The 17181-nt window shown below is 72.5% G+C and carries 10 protein-coding genes; 4 read left to right on the top strand and 6 right to left on the bottom strand.

The annotated features are described in order from the left end of the window. Window positions 1-33 precede the first annotated feature (33 nt). Entirely contained in the window at window positions 34-1575 is a 1542-nt protein-coding gene (locus tag KYK13_RS13235) for a HAMP domain-containing sensor histidine kinase (protein WP_223644630.1), read from the top strand. Continuing rightward, entirely contained in the window at window positions 1572-2891 is a 1320-nt protein-coding gene (locus tag KYK13_RS13230; protein ID WP_223644628.1) for a pitrilysin family protein, read from the top strand. The genes KYK13_RS13235 and KYK13_RS13230 overlap by 4 nt, the downstream gene beginning before the upstream one ends. Here the strand turns inward: KYK13_RS13230 and KYK13_RS13225 are convergent. Beyond that, window positions 2872-4197 carry a tetratricopeptide repeat protein gene (locus KYK13_RS13225; RefSeq protein ID WP_223644626.1) on the bottom strand — a complete coding sequence of 442 codons (1326 nt, stop codon included), beginning with the start codon at window positions 4195-4197 and terminating at the stop codon, window positions 2872-2874. The two genes, KYK13_RS13230 and KYK13_RS13225, sit on opposite strands and share 20 nt — an antisense overlap. Before the next feature lie 40 nt (window positions 4198-4237). On the opposite strand from KYK13_RS13225, the gene KYK13_RS13220 reads away from it, so the two are divergent. Beyond that, window positions 4238-4582 (top strand): hypothetical protein, encoded by a 345-nt coding sequence (locus KYK13_RS13220; protein ID WP_223644624.1) that lies wholly within the window; start codon window positions 4238-4240, stop codon window positions 4580-4582. A 13-nt stretch (window positions 4583-4595) separates the two neighbouring features. Here KYK13_RS13220 and KYK13_RS13215 read toward each other — a convergent pair whose 3' ends face one another. Next, the gene (locus KYK13_RS13215; RefSeq protein WP_223644622.1) at window positions 4596-5195 is read right to left on the bottom strand and encodes an RNA methyltransferase; all 600 of its coding nucleotides are present in this window, start codon (window positions 5193-5195) and stop codon (window positions 4596-4598) included. 132 nt (window positions 5196-5327) lie between these two features. Between KYK13_RS13215 and KYK13_RS13210 the strand changes: the two genes are divergently transcribed. Continuing rightward, window positions 5328-6689, top strand: a complete 1362-nt coding sequence (locus tag KYK13_RS13210) for a cytochrome P450 (protein ID WP_223644620.1) — start codon at window positions 5328-5330, stop codon at window positions 6687-6689. Here the strand turns inward: KYK13_RS13210 and KYK13_RS13205 are convergent, their stop codons facing one another. The 4 genes from KYK13_RS13205 to KYK13_RS38860 are packed head-to-tail and all read right to left on the bottom strand — an operon-like array spanning window position 6690 to window position 17063. Continuing rightward, window positions 6690-8189, bottom strand: a complete 1500-nt coding sequence (locus KYK13_RS13205) for a DUF4388 domain-containing protein (protein WP_223644618.1) — start codon at window positions 8187-8189, stop codon at window positions 6690-6692. A 24-nt stretch (window positions 8190-8213) separates the two neighbouring features. Then, complete coding sequence (locus KYK13_RS13200) at window positions 8214-10064, bottom strand: response regulator (protein ID WP_223644615.1); 1851 nt, start codon at window positions 10062-10064, stop codon at window positions 8214-8216. A 36-nt stretch (window positions 10065-10100) separates the two neighbouring features. Beyond that, on the bottom strand, window positions 10101-10952 hold the full coding sequence (gene dapF / locus KYK13_RS13195; RefSeq protein WP_223644613.1) for a diaminopimelate epimerase: 852 nt from the start codon (window positions 10950-10952) through the stop codon (window positions 10101-10103). A gap of 24 nt (window positions 10953-10976) precedes the next feature. Further along, a complete protein-coding gene (locus KYK13_RS38860; protein WP_255654234.1) occupies window positions 10977-17063 on the bottom strand; it encodes a methyltransferase domain-containing protein in 6087 nt (2028 codons plus the stop codon). Between the last annotated feature and the right edge of the window lie 118 nt (window positions 17064-17181).

The raw sequence follows: 17181 nt of genomic DNA, 5'->3' as shown, positions 1-17181 counted from the left end.
CCGCCCCAGGACGTATGTCCTGTCCCCTCCTCCATGAAGCTCTCGCTCGCCACCCGCATCTTCCTGGGCTACGCGCTGGTGCTGCTGACGTTCGGGGCGGTGTCCCTGTTCAGCGTGGCGGAGCTGCACCGCAACCGGCTGGAGATCCGCCTGGTCAGCCAGGGCTACCTCCAGCTGTCCCAGGACGCCGCCGCGCTGGAGACCTTCCAGACCAGCCAGGAGAAGGACACCGAGCGCGTGCTGGAGCAGAACAGCGTGGAGACGCGCCGCGCCCTCATCCGGCTGGCGAGCCTGTACTACGCGCCCCAGATGGCCCAGCGCCTGGAGGCCGCCCGCGCCAAGGCCCGCGAGGTGCTCACCTTCGCCCCCGAGGGCGAGGTGCCCTTCGTGAACGAGCTGGACACGCGCTTCGCGGAGCTGGCCCGCAACTCCCAGGCCTACGGCCGCGCGGTGGAGGCCGTGTTCACCGCGCTCGCCTCGGAGTCGCCGGAGAGCCAGGAGGTGACGCGCGCCACCGCCGAGCTGCGCCAGCTGGAGAGCGCCATCGGCCGCGAGCTGCGCGTGCTGCGCGCCACGCTGACCAACCGCATCCGCGAGCGCGTGGACGGCGCCGAGGAGCGCGAGCGCCGGACGGGCCTCACCATCATCGCGCTGTCCATCATGGCCATTGGCGTGGGCGTGGGCGTCACCGCGTGGTCCTCCCGCACGCTGCGCCCGGTGCGCACCCTGATCGAAGGCGTGTCGCGCATCGGGAAGGGGGACTACTCCGCGCAGCTGGGCGTGCGCGGCGAGGACGAGGTCGCCCTGCTCGCGCGCGAGTTCGACCAGATGGCCCGCTCGCTCCAGGCGCGCGAGGCCCAGCTCAAATCCCAGGCGGAGGCGCTGATGCGCGCGGAGCAGCTGGCCGCGGTCGGTCGCATCTCCGCCCAAATCGTCCACGAGGTGCGCAACCCCCTGTCCTCCATCGGCCTCAACGTGGAGCTGCTCCAGGACGCGGTGGACAGCGCGCGCTTCGACTCGCAGGACACGGCCACGGAGGCGCGCGAGCTGCTCTTGGCCGTCACCCACGAGGTGGATCGCCTCACCGACGTCACCGAGCAGTACCTGCGCATGGCCCGCCCCGCCCGGCCGGACCTGGAGCCGGAGGACATCATCGCGGTGCTCGACGGAGTGCTCGACTTCACCCGCGAGGAGCTGGTGCGCGCGGGCGTGGAGGTGGTGCGCGACTTCGCGCCCGACACGCCCCGCGTGCTCGCGGACCAGGGCCAGCTGCGGCAGGTGTTCTTGAACCTGCTGCGCAACAGCCGCGAGGCCATGCCCGCCGGGGGCAGGCTCACCGTGGCCACCGCCCCGCGCGACGGCGACGTGGAGGTGACCGTGCGCGACACCGGCGACGGCATGACGGAGGAGGTCCGCCGCCACCTCTTCGAGCCCTTCTTCACCACCAAGGAGGGCGGCACGGGCCTGGGGCTCGCGGTGAGCCAGCAGATCCTCCAGGCCCACGGGGGCTCACTCTCCTGCCAGAGTATTCCCGGCCAGGGGACGACCTTCGTGTTAAGGCTTCCTCGCGCATGAGCTTTACACCGTACCGGGACGTGCTGCCCTCGGGGCTGCGCGTCGTCACCGTCGAAACGCCCCACCTGCACACCGCCCTCCTGGCCGTCTACGTGCGGACCGGCAGCCGCCACGAAACGGTGGAGAACAACGGCGTCAGCCACTTCCTGGAGCACCTCTTCTTCCGAGGAAGCGAGGCCTGGCCGGACACGGTGAAGATGAACGCGGCCGTGGAGGAGGCGGGCGGCAACCTCAACGGCGCCACCACCCGCGACCACGGCTACTACTACACCCCGCTGCACCCGGCGCACCTGGGCGTGGGCCTGGACGTCATCGGCGACATGCTCACCCGCCCCCGCCTCACCGACATGGAGGTGGAGCGGCAGATCATCCTGGAGGAGATGCTCGACGAGGTGGACGACAAGGGGCGCGACATCGACCTGGACAACCTGTCCAAGCGCCTGCTGTTCCCCGGCCACCCGCTGTCCCTGAAGATCGCCGGCACCCGCGAGTCCGTGAAGGCCCTCACCCACGCGCAGGTGCGGGAGCACTTCGCCCGGCACTACGTGGCCGGCAACCTGGTGGTGTCCGCCGCGGGCAGCGTGAAGCATTCTGAGGTGCTGGCCCTGGCCGAGCGCGCCTTCGCCCACCTCCCCAGGGGCGAGGCCACCACGGAGAGCGCGCCATCGCTGCTGGGTCCCGGGCCGCACTTCCACTTCGTCTCCCATGACGAGTCGCAGACCGAGTTCAAGCTCACCTTCCGCGCCGTGCCGGAGCAGCACGAGGACTTCCCCGCGCTCCAGATTCTGCGGCGCCTGCTGGACGACGGGCTGTCGTCGCGGCTGCCCTTCGAGATCGTGGAGAAGCGCGGCCTGGCGTACTCGGTGCAGGCGGGCCTGGACACGTACCACGACCTGAGCCTCTTCGAGATCGAAGCGGCCAGCGCGCCGGAGAAGGCGTCGCTGGTGGTGGCGGAGGCGCTGCGCGTGCTCGCGGAGCTCTGCGACAAGGACGCGAGCGAAGAGGAGCTGAACCGCGCCAAGCGCCGCCACCGCATGCTGCTGGAGTTCTCCCAGGACTCGCCGGGGGAGCTGGCCGGGTGGTTTGGCGGCGTGGAGCTGTTCCGCCGCCCGGAGACGTTCGGCCACCGCGCGGATCAGGTGGACCGGCAGACGGCCGCGCAGGTGCGCGAGGTGGCCCGGCGCTACTTCACCCGGGAGAACCTGCTCGTGGTGGCGGTGGGTCAGCGCAAGGGGCACAAGGCGCTGGAGAAGGTGGTCGCGGAGGCGGCGGGCCTGCCCTCCTCCGCGCCCGTCCTCAGCGCCGCCCGCGGATGATGATGGGCCCCGTCGGGGCCTTCTTCTTCTTGGGCGTCGCCTTGTCGATGGCCTTCTGGATGCGCAGGTACTCGGGGTTCTGGGGCTCGCGCTTCAGGGCCTCCTCGATGAGCTTCCGGCCTCGCGGCAGCTGGGTCTCGAACTGGGCGTAGAGGCCCGCGAGCGCGGCCTTCTCCTCCACGGTGGCCTCGTTCAGGCGGGTCAGCTGCTCCAGGACCTCCTGGGCCTCCGGCTTGCGTCCGGCCTTCAGGTGCAGCCGCCACATGCGCGACAGCGCGGGCGCGAAGGTGGGCTCCGTCTTGAGGGTGAAGCGGTAGCTGTCCTCCGCCCCACGCGCGTCGCCCTGCTCCTCCAGGACGCGGCCGCGCACGTACAGGGCGCGGGCGAAGCGCGGGCGCAGGTGCAGCGCGCGGTCCACCAGTTGCTGGGCCTCGGAGGCGCGGCCCTGGGCGCAGACGATCTCCGCCAGCCACGCGACGGCCTCCGCGTTGTCCGCGTCGTCCTCCAGCAGCTTCCGGAGCGCGCCTTCCGCTTCCGCCGGGCGCCCGAGCGCCATCAGCACGCGGGCCTTCATCGTCACCACGTCCGTGGTTTCCGCGTCCTCGGGCGGCACGGCCTGGAGGTCCGCCTCCGCCATGTCGTTGACGCCGCTCATCAGGAAGAAGCGCGTGCGCAGGAGGCGCGCGGGCGTGAAGCTCGGCGAGCTCTGGAGCACCCGGTCCATCAGGTTGGCCGCGAGCAGCTCGTCGCCCTTCATGAGGAGGATTTCAGCCTCCACCGTCTTCGTCGCGGCGTCGTCCGGGTTCTCCCGGAGGATGCGCTCCAGCGTGGAGAAGGCCTCGTCCGGGTGGCCCTGCCGCGCCTGGAGGCGGGCCAGCGCCAGGACGTCGTCCTTGGGCAGCTTGCCCTCGTCCCTGAGCGCGACGAGCGTGGAGATGGCCTGGGGCGTCTGTCCCTCCCCCAGATACAGGTCCGCGAGCTGCTTCTGGATGACGGGGTCCGTCCCCGGAATCAGGCTCTCCGCCTGCTTGAGGGTGAGGATGGATGCGCCCGGGTTGCCGGCGCCCTGATGGGCCCTGGCCAGGAGGAGGAGCGGCTCCACGCTCTCCGGCGCGGCGTTGGCGGCCTTCTGCAGCTCGGAGATGGCGCGGACGTACTGCCCCTGCGCGAGGGCTTCACGCCCCTGTGACAGGGAGTTCTGGACCTGGGTGGCCTGCTTCTGCGCGGCCGCCGTCTCAGGGTCCTTGCAGGCAAGCGGCAGGAGGAGGACGAGCGTCCAGGGACGGGGGAAAAATCGATGGGGCATCGCTGAGGGACAGGGTAGCGGATGTTATCCTTCTGCGTCGATGGACCCCTTCGTGCGCCGCCTCGTGGAGAGGCTTCATGATCCCAGCCGGCCGCTGTCGCGGAACCGGCACTTCCACACGTTCGACACCCCCGAGGGTCGGATGGCGCTGAAGGTGTTCCGCCGGCTGCGCAGCCTCCAGCAGGACATCCTGGCCTGCCACAAGGAGGGCCGCCGCGCCCGCATCTCGCGACAGGTCAACCCCGAGGGGGAGCACCGCATCGAGCTGTGGATGGAGCGCGTCGCGGGGCGCCGCGTGTCCATGCTCCAGCCCGCGGAGTACGAGCTGCTCGCCCGGCTGCCGGGGGTGAGGGACGCGCTGGAGGTCCTGGACGAAGCGGCCTGAGGGCCCTGCGCGGCTAGAACACCCAGGGCCCCAGTCCGGTAGGTGCCCCGTCACACGCCGCCCGGAGCCGCGCCTGGGCGTCCTCGTAGGAGAGCCGGGCCGCGTCCGCCTGGAGCGTGGGAGAGGCCCAGCCCCGCCAGGAGCGCAGCACCGCGACGTGGCGGCCGTCGTCCTCCTGCGCCTCGGAGACGTGCACCAGCAGGCGCTCCTCCAGGGCCTCGCGCGCCTTGGTCCACGGGCCCTCCTTGTCCAGGGGGACGCGCTTGTCGCGCTCCACGGCGGTGAGCAGCGCGCGGGCGTCCGGGGACAGCCCCTGGAGGGACGGACGGCGGCGCGAGGGCTCCATGGCGACGCGGTACACGGCGGGCCAGAGCGTGGGGTCCACGAAGGCGACCTTGCCCTCCACGAGCCGCACCGCGAGCACGTCCTTCGACGCGCGCAACATGCGCCCCAGCCGGTACGCGAGCCGCCCCTTCGCGTGGTCGCGCCAGCTGCCGGTGGGCCGGGCGCCCATGACCTGTTCGACGAGGGACGTGGGCCCGTGGGTGGGCACCTCGGTGATGACGTGGCGCGTGCGCACCAGCTCCTCCGCGTCCCTCAGCGTCTTGATCATCCGCGCGCCCCTCTCCGGCGTGGCCGTGTGCCGCGCCCCTGGGAAAACATTCCGCGTCCCGAGCGGATTCCGGTGCCTGTATCCCCACGCGCTGCCTGACGAGCGATACTTCCCGCCAGGAGGTCGTGTTCGATGACCAGCGCCGTCCGCCGCCAGGCTCCAGGCCCTCGGGGCCACGTGTTCATGGGCATCCTGCCCGAGGTGCGCCGCGACGTCCTGGCCTGCCTGGGAGACCTCCATCGGCAGTACGGGGACGTGGTGCGCTACCGGCTGGGCCCGATGCGCTCGCACCTCATCGCGCATCCGGACGGCGTGAAGCACGTGTTGCAGGAGCACGTGAAGAACTACACGAAGGACCACTTCGCGTACCGCATGGGCCGGTGGATCACCGGCGATAGCCTGCTCACGAGCACAGGGGATTTCTGGCTCCGGCAGCGGCGGCTCGCCCAGCCCGCCTTCCACCGGCAGCGCATCGCGGGCATGGCCGCGGGCATGGTCCGCCGGACGGAAGCGATGCTCCAGCGATGGGAACCGGCGGCCGCGAACGGAACAGCCGTGGGCGTCAACGAGGAGATGATGCGGCTGACGCTGGGCATCGTCGGCGAGGCCCTCTTCGGCACGTCCGTGGAGGACCAGACCGAACGGGTCGGCGCGTCCTTCACCGAGCTGAGCCAACAGATGACGGAGCGCTTCCGCACCTTCCGGATGCTGCCGCCCGTGCTCCCCACGCGTTACGACCGGGCCTTCCGGCGGGCGCGCGCCACGCTGCGCGACACCGTGCAGGGCATCATCGCCGCGCGGCGCCAGCGCAGCGAGGACACCGGCGACCTGCTCTCCATGTTGATGCTCGCGCGCGACGAGGACACCGGCGAGGGCATGACGGACGAACAGCTGGGGAGTGAGGTGATGACCATGCTCCTCGCCGGCCATGAGACGACCGCCACGGCGCTGAGCTGGACGTGGGCCCTGCTGTCCATGCATCCAGAGGTGGAGGCGCGGCTGCACGCGGAGCTGGACGCGGTGCTGGGCGGACGCGCGCCCACGATGGAGGACGTGCCGAAGCTTGGATACACGCGGCAGGTCGTGGAGGAGGCGATGCGGCTGTACCCCCCCGTCATCGTCATCAGCCGCGCCGTGAAGGAGGATGACGTCGTCGGTGGGTTCCACATTCCGAAGGGAACCTGGGTGGACGTGAGCGCCTACGTCACGCAGAGACACCCGGACTTCTGGGAGGAGCCGGACGCGTTCCGTCCGGAGCGCTTCGCCCCCGAGGCCGCCGCGAAGCGGCACCGCTTCGCGTACTTCCCCTTCAGCGGCGGGCCAAGGCAGTGCATCGGCAACAGCTTCGCGTTGATGGAGGCCCAGCTCCTGCTGGCCACGGTGGCCCGGCGCTACCGCCTGCGCGCGGCGCCCGGCTTCACGATGGAAGCGGAGTCGAACGTGACGCTGCGGCCCAGGGGGGCGCTCCCCATGTCGCTGGAGCGCCGGAGCTGATCAGCTGGGTGTCACGGACGCGCGCTGCACCTGGGTGACGCCGGGCAGCGTGGGCGCGGGGTTGAGCGCCTGGACCAGCATGGCGCGCAGGGCTTCGGTGAGGTCCTCGCCCGGGGCGCTCACTCCGGCCGGGGCTCCCTGCAGCGGCGCGGGGACCTCCGTGCCCACCACCACGATGGGGATGCGGACCTCCCACGCGAGATAATGCGCCAGCCGCACCGCCGGCTCCGACGTGTCCATCAACAGCGCGCCAATGGCCCCCGCGCTGAACGGGCGCCACAGCGGACGCGCGGCCTCCGCGGGCGGCAGCACGCAGAAGTCCACGTTCAGCACGTCGCTCAACTCAAGACGGCCCAGCGTCCCGAAGCCGCTCTTCACCGCGGTGGGGTCCGCGGACATCGCCTCCAGCCCCGGCACCCGCGCCAGGATGCGCCGCGCCGCGGACGAGCCGCTGCCACAGACGAAGACCTTCGCCGTCGCCACCTTCGCCAGCGTGCGGGTGCGCAAGAGGCGCCCGCGCAGCGCGTGCACCTCCGCCGCGCCGATGAGGTCTCCCGCGCCCAGGTTCTGGCCTTCGCTCTCCGTCGGGCGCGCCACGCCCTTCTGGAGCAGCGTGGACAGCACGCCCAGCACCTCCATGTCCGTCGCGGGCGCCAGGTCCAGCACCTCGCCCAGCGCTCGCGGCTGACGGAGCAGCTCCATCACCTGCGCCGTCACCGGGTGCTGCTCCTCGGACAGGTCCACCTCCGGTGCCAGCATCAGCCGCGTGTGGCGCGGCGGCAGACCCGGCAGCAGGCGGTTCACCTCGTCCGACTGGCGCATGCCCTCCAGGAGCGCGTCGTCCATCGCGCGGTTGATGCGCGGACGCGCGGCGCTGGTGCCGGGCGTGAAGGTGAAGTTGCCCTCCGTCCACGCCAGGAGCCGGAACAGCGCCTTCTCCCCTTCCACCCTCCCGAGCCGCGCGTTCACCGTGCGCCCCTCCGAGACGGTGATCTCCCCGCGCTCCGAACCGCGCTCCAGCGCCAGGCGCCCGTTGCGCTTGTTCATGCCCAGGATCTGCATGAGGTCCGGGATGCTGAGCTGGCTGAGCGAGCCTTCGATCTCCTGCTGCTCGCTCTTCAGGTCCTTGGCCGCTTCGTTGCGGCGGAAGATGTGCTCGATGCGGCTGAGCACCTCGTCCAGGTTGAAGGGCTTGCGCAGCGTGCCGTCCCGCATGCCCCGCGCCCGGTCCGTGTCCAGGCTGGACGTGGTGAGCACCACGGGGATGTCTTCCGTGCGCGGGTTGGTGCGGAGGATCTGCACGAACGTGCGCGCGTCCAGGAGCCGGCACGCCTCGTCGAAGAGCGTCAGGTCCGGGTGCCGGAGCACCGCGACCTCCAGGGCCCGCGAGCCATCCGGCGCGTAGTGCACCTGATACCCCTTCGTGCGCAGCGCCCGCGACAGGGCGCGCACCGAGTCGAGGTCGGGGTCGGCGATGAGGATCTTCCGCACCTGGGCCACGGTCGCTTGCTCCGCTTCGTTACGTCAGTAGGGCTGCAGGTCGTACTCGGCCTGCAGCTTGGAGATGAGCCCGTCCACCACCGCGGTGTCCGAGGTGTGGAACCCCCACGTCGCGCCCCGCCCCCGCCGTTGGATCAGCGCGTACGACGCGCTCTCCGACAGCCAGAGGATGAACTCGTGGCGCGACACCCGTTCGTCGCCCTCCAGGAACACCGGCGTGAGCGCCGCGTGCGACTCCAGGTCCACGCGCCTTCCCAACAGGTAGATGCGCGACGCCAGGTCCGGCGGCGCCTGCTCCAGGCCCACCGCCAGCGGCAGGTCCGCGCGGATCTCCGGGCCGCCCACGTAGAGCAGCCCGCGCGAGCCCGGGTCGCGCACCAGCTCCCGGGCGATCTCCACCTGGAGCTCGTCGAAGAGCACGTCCGCCACCTTGCCCCGGCGGCTGGGCTCCGCGCGGTCATCCGTGGGCAGGCGCGGGCTGTTGGGCGTGCCCAAAAGCAGGTCCACCTCGTCCCAGAACGGCAGCCCGTCCAGCATCAGCCGGCGCTGGAGCGACGCGCGGCGCTCGTCCATGCGGCGGCGGCAGCGGTGCACCAGCTCGTCGAAGTCCTCGCCGTCCTTGGGAAAGGTGCTGGCCCCGCCCACGAGCGCCAGCGGCAGGCGCTGCTCCACGTCCTGCACCTCCGGCTCGTCGCGCACGGCGGCCACCGCGCGGCGCACGAACATCATCGCGCCGAAGAAGTCCGTCTCAGGCAACAGGAGGTAGAACTCCTGGTCGCTCGCCTTCGCGATGACGTCCGAGTCGCGGATGATCTTGCTGAGCGCCTTGATGATGCCGCGCACGGCCTTCTTCGCGTCCTGCGCGCCCAGCCGCACGCGCACGAGCGGCAGGTTGTCGATGCTGAAGGTCAGGAGCGAGAACGTGCGGCCGTACCGGCGCGCCTTGTAGATCTCCTTGGACGCATAGTCGGTGAAGTAGCTGAGGTTGTACGCGGCGGTGTCGCGGTCGCGCAGGCCCAGGCGCTGGAGCGCCATCAGCTTGCGGCCGTTCTTCACGCCCACCGCGGCGAAGTCCGCCAGCACCTTCGCGTCGCGCGTGTGCTCCAGCCGGAAGTCGCCGGTGAGCGGATCCGACAGCTGCGCCAGGCCCATCACCTCGCCCGTGGCCACCAGCGGCACGTACAGCACCGGGGAGCGCTCATCGCGCGCGAGCCACGGCGCCGCTTCACGCAGGCGCAGGGACAGCGGCCCCTCCGGGCTCATCTTCTCCGGCAGGAACTGCTTGTCGAGCAGGCCCCGGTACGAGCGCAGCGCCAGGTCTCCCCGGTCGTCCACCACCCACAGCGCGGCGCTCTGCGCGTCGCACACCGCGCCCAGGTCCGCGATGACGCGCTCCTGGAGCCACTCCAGGTCCGGATGGGAGAGCAGCTCCAGGCAGCGCTGCTGGAGGTTGTGGAAGCGGGCGAACTCCAGGTTCTCGTCCTGGAGCCGCGCGCGCTCGTGGCGCAGCTGGGCGCGCTCCATGGCGCGGTCCACCGCGAGCAGCAGGTCCGACTCCTCCACGGGCTTGACCAGGCAGTCCGCCACGCCCAGGCGCAGCGCGACCTCCGAGCCCTGCACGTCGTCGCGGGTGCTGACGAGGATGACCTCCTGCTCGGGGTCCCGCTCACGCAGGCGCGCGGTGAGCGCGAAGCCGTCCACGCCGGGCATCACCACGTCGGTGAGGACCAGGTCGAACGTCGCCCGGGAGACCTCTTCCAGGGCGAGGGTGGCGTTCTCCACCGCCACCACGCGGTGCCCCCGGCGCGACAGCAGGTCCGTGGCGAGTTGTCGGAAGAACAGGTCGTCGTCGACGACGAGGATGGGACCGGCCACGGCGCTCGCGAGGGGGGAAGAGAGGAAAACCGAAGGCTATCGGGCCCTTGGAAGCGCGACAACGCCTTCGAAGACGAAGGACACGGGGCCCCGCAGCCGGATGTCGGACAGGTCGTCCGGAACGCGGATTTTCAGGTCGCCGCCCGGCAGGGTGACGCGCAGCCAGGCGTTCGAGGGCAGGCGCTTCGCCAGCACGGCCGCCACCGCGGACGCGCACGCGCCCGTCCCACAGGCCTGGGTGAGGCCGCAGCCGCGCTCCCAGACCACGACCGTGAGACCGTCCTCGTCCACGCGGACGAACTCCACGTTGGTGCGGTCCGGGAAGGCGGGGTGCCGCTCCAGGACGGGGCCCAGGCGCTCGGCGGCCTCCAGGGGTTGATCCAGGAGCACCAGGTGCGGGTTGCCCATGTTCACCGCCGTGCCGAGCAACGCTTCATGGCCGGGCACGGGGGCGCGCACGAAGGGCTGTCCGGTCGGCCCGGAGGGCAGGTTCGCGGCCACCAGCCGCGCCGGGCCCATGGAGATGTCCACGCCGACGACGCCGCCGTCGCCGTAGCCGGGCTCGCAGGTGAGGACGCCCGCTCCGGTCTCCACGTCGATGAGCGCGGGGTGCTCGCCGGAGTGGTCCACCAGATACTTCACCGCACAGCGCAGGCCGTTGCCGCACATCTCCGCGATGCTGCCGTCGGCGTTGTGGACGACCATGCGGGCAAGGCCGCGGGGCGACGGGAGGATGGCGAGCACCCCGTCCGCACCGATGCCCCGGCGCCGGTCGCACAGCCAGCGGGACTGCTCCGCGTTGATGTCCACGCCCGTGCGGCGGCGGTCCAGGACGACGAAGTCGTTGCCCAGGCCGTGGTACTTGAAGATGCGTTCGCTTGCGTCCACGGGTGCAAGTGTAGACGCCGGCGGTTATTCGCGCTCGCCGACCTTCTTGGGCGCGGACGGGACGTCCAGGGCGGGCATGGCCCGGCGTGAAGTCCCGGAGGCGGCGGGGGCGCTGGCACGGCGCAGCTCGGCCAGTTCGGCCTCCCGGGCGGCGAGCTGGTCCTGCATCTTCTCGACGTGGGCCTGGAGGACCTCCATCTCCGCGGCCATCTCCAGCACGTCCTCCGGGGGCGGGGCGGCGGCGCTCCGGGCCTCTTCCACGGCCTGGAGCAGGGTCGCGCGTTCGGCCTCCAACGCTTCCAGCCGGGCCTGCTGTTCGCGGATCCGCGCGGCGAGCTGGTCGCGTTCGGCGCGCTCGGTGTCCAGCAGGCGCGCGGCGTCCGCGGCGGCGGTCTCCAGGGAGTTGGTGCGGCCCTCCAGGCGGACGCGGGCGGCGCGGGCCACGGTCAGGTCCGACTGGAGGCGCTCGCGTTCGGAGGCCATGGCGGTGCGCTCGGCGTCCGCGCGGCGGGCGTGGGCCTCCGCGTCGGCGACGGCCTGGGTCAGCGAGGTGACGCGGGCCTCCAGCGCGGCCTGTCCACCCTGGGCGTCCGCGAGCGCCGTGGCGAGCCGGGCCTCCAGTGCGGCAAAGGACTCGCGGGTCTGTTCGGCGGATCGTGCAAGGCGGGCTTCGAGCTCCGCCTTCTCCGTGGCGGCCTGGGCGAGCGCTTCGGCGAGGCGTGCTTCGAGCTCCGCCTTCTCCGTCCCAGCGTTCGCGAGGACCTCGTTGAGGCGCGACTCCAGCTCGGCCTTCTCCAGGCCGACCCTTGCGAGTGCCTCGTTGAGGCGCAGCTCCAGCGTGGCCTTGTCCGTGCCGGCGCTCGTGAGCGCTTCGGTCAGGCGCAGCTCCAGTTCGGCCTGCTCCGAGGAGACCTCCTCCAAGCGAACCTGCAGCGCGGCCTTCTCGGTGGCGGCGCTCGCGAGCCGGGCTTCCAGGTCGGTCCGCTCCCCTTCCGCGCGCGCGGTGAGCTCCGCGAGCTGGGCCTCCAGGGAGGCGGTGCGCTCGTTCCCGCTCTGGGCGGTCTCCGTGAGGCGGGCGGCGTCCGCGCGCGCGGCTTCCAGTTCGGCGCGCAGGCCTTCCAGCGACGACTCCAGGGTCGTGGCCTTGCCCGCGAAGCGGCGCGCGGTCTCGAGCTGCACCACGAGCACCTCCGCGTGCTCGCGCGTCGCGGCGAGCCGGTCGCTGGCGTCCACCAGCTCCGCTTCCAGCCGGCCGACCTGCTGGTTCCGCTCATGCAGCGCGGCGTGCGCCCGTTGCAGCTCGGAGCCCAGGCGCATCAGCTCCTGGTGCGCGGCGCCCAGGCGCGCCGTCTCCGCGCGCAGGGCCGTCAGCTCCTGCTCCTTCAGTCCCAGCTGCCCGCGCAGCTCGTCCAGGTCCTGCTGCTGCCGCTCGGCCCGCGAGAGCGCGCCTTCCAGCTGCGCCTCCATGGAGACCCGCAGGGCACCGGCCTCGCGCAGCTCCTGCTCGCGCGCGGAAAGGGTTTCCGCGAGGCGTGCAGCCCGAGCCTCGGACTCGAGCGCCGCGTCCTGCGACCGCGAGCCTTCCGCGAGCCGGGCCTCCGCCTGCGCGAGCGAATCCTCCAGTGCGCTGAGGTTCGCCGTCTCGGCGGCGAGCCGGAACTCCACCTCCGTCAGGGAGGCTTCCAGTCCGACACGGCGCGACGTCTCGGAGGCGGCGCGCTTCTCCGCGTCCGCGAGCGCCTGCTCCAGCGTGGCGAGACGGGTCTCCGCGTCCTTCAGCGAAGCTTCCAGTTCGGAGCGGCGCGTGGACCCGGCGGCCACCGCGGACTCCGCCGTGGCGATGGACGCTTCCAGCTCGGCGCGGCGCGTGAACTCCGCGGCCAGGTGGGCCTCCACCTCCGCGAGCGACGCTTCCAGCTCGGCACGTCGCGTGGCTTCAGTGGTCCGCTGGACCTCCACATCCGAGAGCGCCTCTTCCAGTTCCGAGCGCCGTGTCGACGCGGCGGCAAGCCGGGCCTCCGCGTCCGCGAGCGTCTGGCTCAGCGAAGCATGGCGCGCCGTCTCGCTGGCCCGCTGAGACTCCGCCTCCGCCAGGGCCTGTTCCAGCGAGGCCAGTCGCGCGGCATCGTCGGCGTGACGGGCCTCCGCGTCGGCGAGCGCCTGCTCCAGCGTGGTCCGCTGTGAAGACACGGCCGCCTGCCGGGCCTCGGCCTCCGCCAGGGCCTGCGCCAGCGTGGTCGCTCGCGCGGTCTCGGCCCCGAAGCGGGCCGCCTCTGCCGCGAGGCGGGACTCGGAGTCCGACAACGACGCTTCCAGCTCGGCACGGCGCGCCTCGACTTCCGAGAGCCGGATCTCGACCTCGGCCCGAGCCTGCTCCGCGTCGGACACGCGCACCTGCTGAGCCGTGAGCTCCGCGCGCAGGGCTTCCAGCTCCGAACGAAGCGCGGACTCGTCCTTCGCGCGAGACTCACGGTCGCGAGCATCCTGCGTGCGCGCTTCATCCAGCGAGGACAGCGCCTCCATCTCGGACCGCCGAGCCTCGGTGAGCTCCGCGCGAAGCTCGCGCACGGTCGACTCCAGGGCCGCCTGCGACTGCTTCGCGTCCGACAGCGCGGCACGGGCCTCGTCCAGCTCACGGGCATAACGACGCGCCTCGTCCGACGCGGCCTCGTGCGACTGCCGCAGCTCCTGCATCGCGGCTTCGTTCGTCCGCTGCGCTTCGGTGAAGGCGGCCTGGACCTCTGAAAGGGTCTGCCGCGTCTGCTCGAAGGCGGCTTCGGTGGACAGCCGCGCGGCACGCGCCGCCGACAGCTCCGCTTCGAGCTGTGTCCGGGACTCCTGCGCCGAAACCCGCGAGGCTTCGGCCCGGGCGCGCTCCTCCTCCAGCGCCGACGCGGAGTCCTGCTGGAGCTGGGCGAACGCCGTCTCCAGTCGGGCCCGCTGCGAGCGTTCCTCCTCCAGGACCGTGCGCGCCACCCCCAGCGCGGCATCCAGCCGCAGCCGGTCCGCCTCCAGCGCGCTCTGCGCTTCGTTCCAAGAAGACTCGGAGCCCTCCAAACGGGCGCGAAGGGCCCGCTCGGCGTCGAGCGACTCCTGAAGGTTCGCGAGCGCCACCTGCGCGCGGGACTGCTGCTCGCGCTCCGCCAGCAGCTGCGCCTGGGTATCGGCGAGCAGCGCTTCCCAGCGAGCCCCCCGCTCCTGTTCGAAGGACAGGGCCTCGCGTGCCGCAGCAAGCTCTGCCTGCACCGACGCGCGGGCCTTCTGCTCCCGCGACAGGTCCTCCTGGATGAGCGCCGCCAGGGCTTCCGAGTCGGTCAGCTCCTGCCGCAGCGAGCGGAGCGCTGCCTCCAGCTCCGTGTTGCGAGCCTCGGCGGCCTCTCGGGCCTGGTTCGATTCCGCGAGCCGGGCGCCGTGCTCCCACACCTCACGGGCCAGGACATCGCGAGCCTCGGAGCGGGCCTGTTCGACCGCCGCATCGAGGGCTTCCGCGGCACGGGCCTCCGCCGCCATGAGACGCGCTTCGGCCTCGGCGCGGACGCCGGCGAGAACCTGTTCCGTCTGGCCACTCGACTCGGCGCGGGCTTCAGCGAGCGCGGTGGCCGCGCGGGCTTCCACCTCCTCCAACCGACGGGCGAAGACGGCCTCGGCTTCGGCGCGCGCCTCCGCGAGCATCCGTGCCGAGCGGACCTCGGCTTCCTCCAACTGCCGGACGCGCTCGGCCTCGGACTCGGCGCGGGCTTCGGCCAGGGCCTGGGCCTGCTGGGCCTCCGCCTCGGCACGCGCCTCCGCGAGCGCCTGGGCCGTACGGGCCTCGACGTCCGCCAGCTGCTTGCTGCGTTGAGCCGAAGCGGTGGCGCGAATCTCGGCGAGCGCCTGCTCCCGGCGGCTCTCCGCTTCCGCCAGCGCCTTCGCCAGTCGAGCATCCGCATCGACCCGGGCGGCCTCCAACGCCTGCGCCGCCTCCACCCGCGTGCGCTCGACACGCGCGTCCGCGTCGGCCTTGGCGACCTCCAACACCTGCGCCGCGTCCGACAACGCACGTTCGACACGGGCATCCGCATCGGCGCGGGCGGCATCCAGCGCTTGAGCGGCCTCCCGCGCCTCCGCCCGTGCGCGCTCGACACGGGCATCCGCATCCGACAGCGCCTGCGCGAGCCGGGCCTCCGACTCAGTCCGCGCCTCTTCCAGCGCCTGCGCGAGCCGGGCCTCCGCCTGCTCACGGGCCTCCGTCAGCGCGCGCTCCTGCCGCGAATCCGCGTCGGCATGCGCGGCGGCCAGCGCGTTCGTCACCCGCTCATCCGCCTCGGCACGGGCCTGGGTGAGCGCCTCCTCCAACTGCGCCTGCGCCTGCGCCCGCTCCGCATCGATGGCCTGGACGAGCGCCGCCTCCACGCGGACGCGCTCCGTCTCCGCCGCCGCCAGCCGCTGTCCCGCCACGTGCTGCGCGGACTCGACGCGCTTCTGCTCTGCCTCCAGCGCCTCCAGGCGCAGCCCGGCCGCGTGAAGCTCCTCCTCCAACCGCGCCGCCAGCGCCCGCGCCGCGGACTCCGACTGCGCGCGTCCCTCCAGCTCCCGCGCCAGCCGGCCTGCCGCCTCGCGCGCCGCGGCGAGCTCCGTCTCCACACCGCGCAGCAGCGACTCACGCTCCGAAAGCCGCGCCTCCGCGTCCTTGCGCGCCCCTTCGGCGGAGTGCATCCGCTGCTGGGCCTCGGCGAGCTCCCGGCGCGCCCGCGCAAGCTCCGCCTCCTTCACCGGCACCGCGTCGCCGACCGTCCGCGCCGACTCCTGTGCGCGCGCCAGCTCCGCCTTCAGGTGCTCCACCGCCGCGAGCGCCGTCGAATACTGCTCCGCGATGCGCAGCTCCCGCTCGCGAGCCGCCTCCGCCTGCCGGCGCCGGTCCTCCGCGCTGTCCTGCGCGCGCTCCGCCGCCAGCCGGTCCCGCTCCCGGTCGATGCGCAGCGCCCCCAACTCATCCTGCAGCGCCCGCAGCTCCGTGTACGCCTGCGTCAGCCGCTCGCGAGACTCGTCCAGCGTCGCGGCCGTCTCCTCGCGCCGGGCCCGCTCCAGCCGCAGCGACTCCTGCGCGGCCAGCACCTGCACGCCCGCGTCCGCCTGCGCCCGCTGCGCCGCCTCCACCTCCAGGCGCTGCGCCGCCAGCCGCCGGTCCGCGTCCGCGATGCGCTCCGTGGCGACCTGCAACTCCAGCTCGCGCCGCCGCAGCCGGCTGCTCAGGTCATCCCGCTCGCGAGCGGACTCCACCGTGCCCCGCGCCTGCTCCAGCTGCGCGGTCAGCCGCGCCATGTCCTGCCGCGCGCCCTCCAGCGCCGGCTTGAGCGCCACGACCTCCGCCTCGCGGTCGCCAATCTCCGCGCGAAGCTTCGACACGGCCTCCTTGAGCCGCCCCGCCCGCTCCTCCCACGTCCTGGCCCGGGCGGCGACCTCGTCCAGCTTGCCGCGCGTGAAGGCCAGCGGCTCCGGCGGCAGCTGCACCCACGTGGGGTCCACCACCCGCGCCGGCTCCAGGCCCGCCATCACCACGAAGTACGCCGCCTCGCTGTGCCGCACGAGCGAGCCGTCCACCTGCAGCCCTTCACCGCGCTCGAACGCCAGCTGGTAGCCCAGCACCGGCGACTGCGTGGCCACCTCCACATGCGGGAAGTGCGCGGACAGCGCGTCCAACAGCTGTCCGTACGTGGGCGGCACCGTCTCTTCCGGCTCCATCAACTGGGGCAGCGCCAGCCCCGCGATGTTGCGCAGGCCGCCCACCAGGAAGCCCTGCCGGGCCACCAGCCGCGCCAGCTCCGCCAACAGCTCCGGCGCGCGCACGTAGGGCGCCAGGTCCGTCACCAGCACCAGGTCGAAGCTTCCCGCCTCCAGGTCGTCATAGACGTTGGCCCGGAAGCGCACCTGCGGGTGCGCATGGGCCTTCTGCGCGGCCTCCACCGCCACCACGTCCGCGTCGCACGCCACCACGGTGCGCGCGCCCCGCTCCACCAGGAAGCGCGCGCTCTCGCCGCCCGTGGACGCCACGGCGTCGACCTCGAGCACCCGTCGGCGCGCGAACAAACTCTCCGCGAAGATGTAGCGGGGCAGCAGCTCGCTGGGCCCCATGCGTCGAAAGGTCGATTGCAAATGATGATCCCGGCGGGCCCAGGACTGTAGCGTTGGAGTCCCAGAAGACCCAATTTCATGGCCACCCACCCACGGGCCCACGCCCGTCCGACCGGAG

The organism is Corallococcus sp. EGB (assembly GCF_019968905.1).
Lineage (GTDB): Bacteria > Myxococcota > Myxococcia > Myxococcales > Myxococcaceae > Corallococcus.
This window is presented reverse-complemented; position numbering and strand designations above follow the sequence as displayed.

What these genes read in the sequence shown, in the direction of transcription:
- KYK13_RS13235 (WP_223644630.1), top strand. Translation starts at nt 34, where the DNA reads ATGAAGCTCTCGCTCGCCACCCGCATCTTCCTGGGCTACGCGCTGGTG.
- KYK13_RS13230 (WP_223644628.1), top strand. Translation starts at nt 1,572, where the DNA reads ATGAGCTTTACACCGTACCGGGACGTGCTGCCCTCGGGGCTGCGCGTC.
- KYK13_RS13225 (WP_223644626.1), bottom strand. Translation starts at nt 4,197, where the DNA reads ATGCCCCATCGATTTTTCCCCCGTCCCTGGACGCTCGTCCTCCTCCTG.
- KYK13_RS13220 (WP_223644624.1), top strand. Translation starts at nt 4,238, where the DNA reads ATGGACCCCTTCGTGCGCCGCCTCGTGGAGAGGCTTCATGATCCCAGC.
- KYK13_RS13215 (WP_223644622.1), bottom strand. Translation starts at nt 5,195, where the DNA reads ATGATCAAGACGCTGAGGGACGCGGAGGAGCTGGTGCGCACGCGCCAC.
- KYK13_RS13210 (WP_223644620.1), top strand. Translation starts at nt 5,328, where the DNA reads ATGACCAGCGCCGTCCGCCGCCAGGCTCCAGGCCCTCGGGGCCACGTG.
- KYK13_RS38860 (WP_255654234.1), bottom strand. Translation starts at nt 17,063, where the DNA reads ATGGGGCCCAGCGAGCTGCTGCCCCGCTACATCTTCGCGGAGAGTTTG.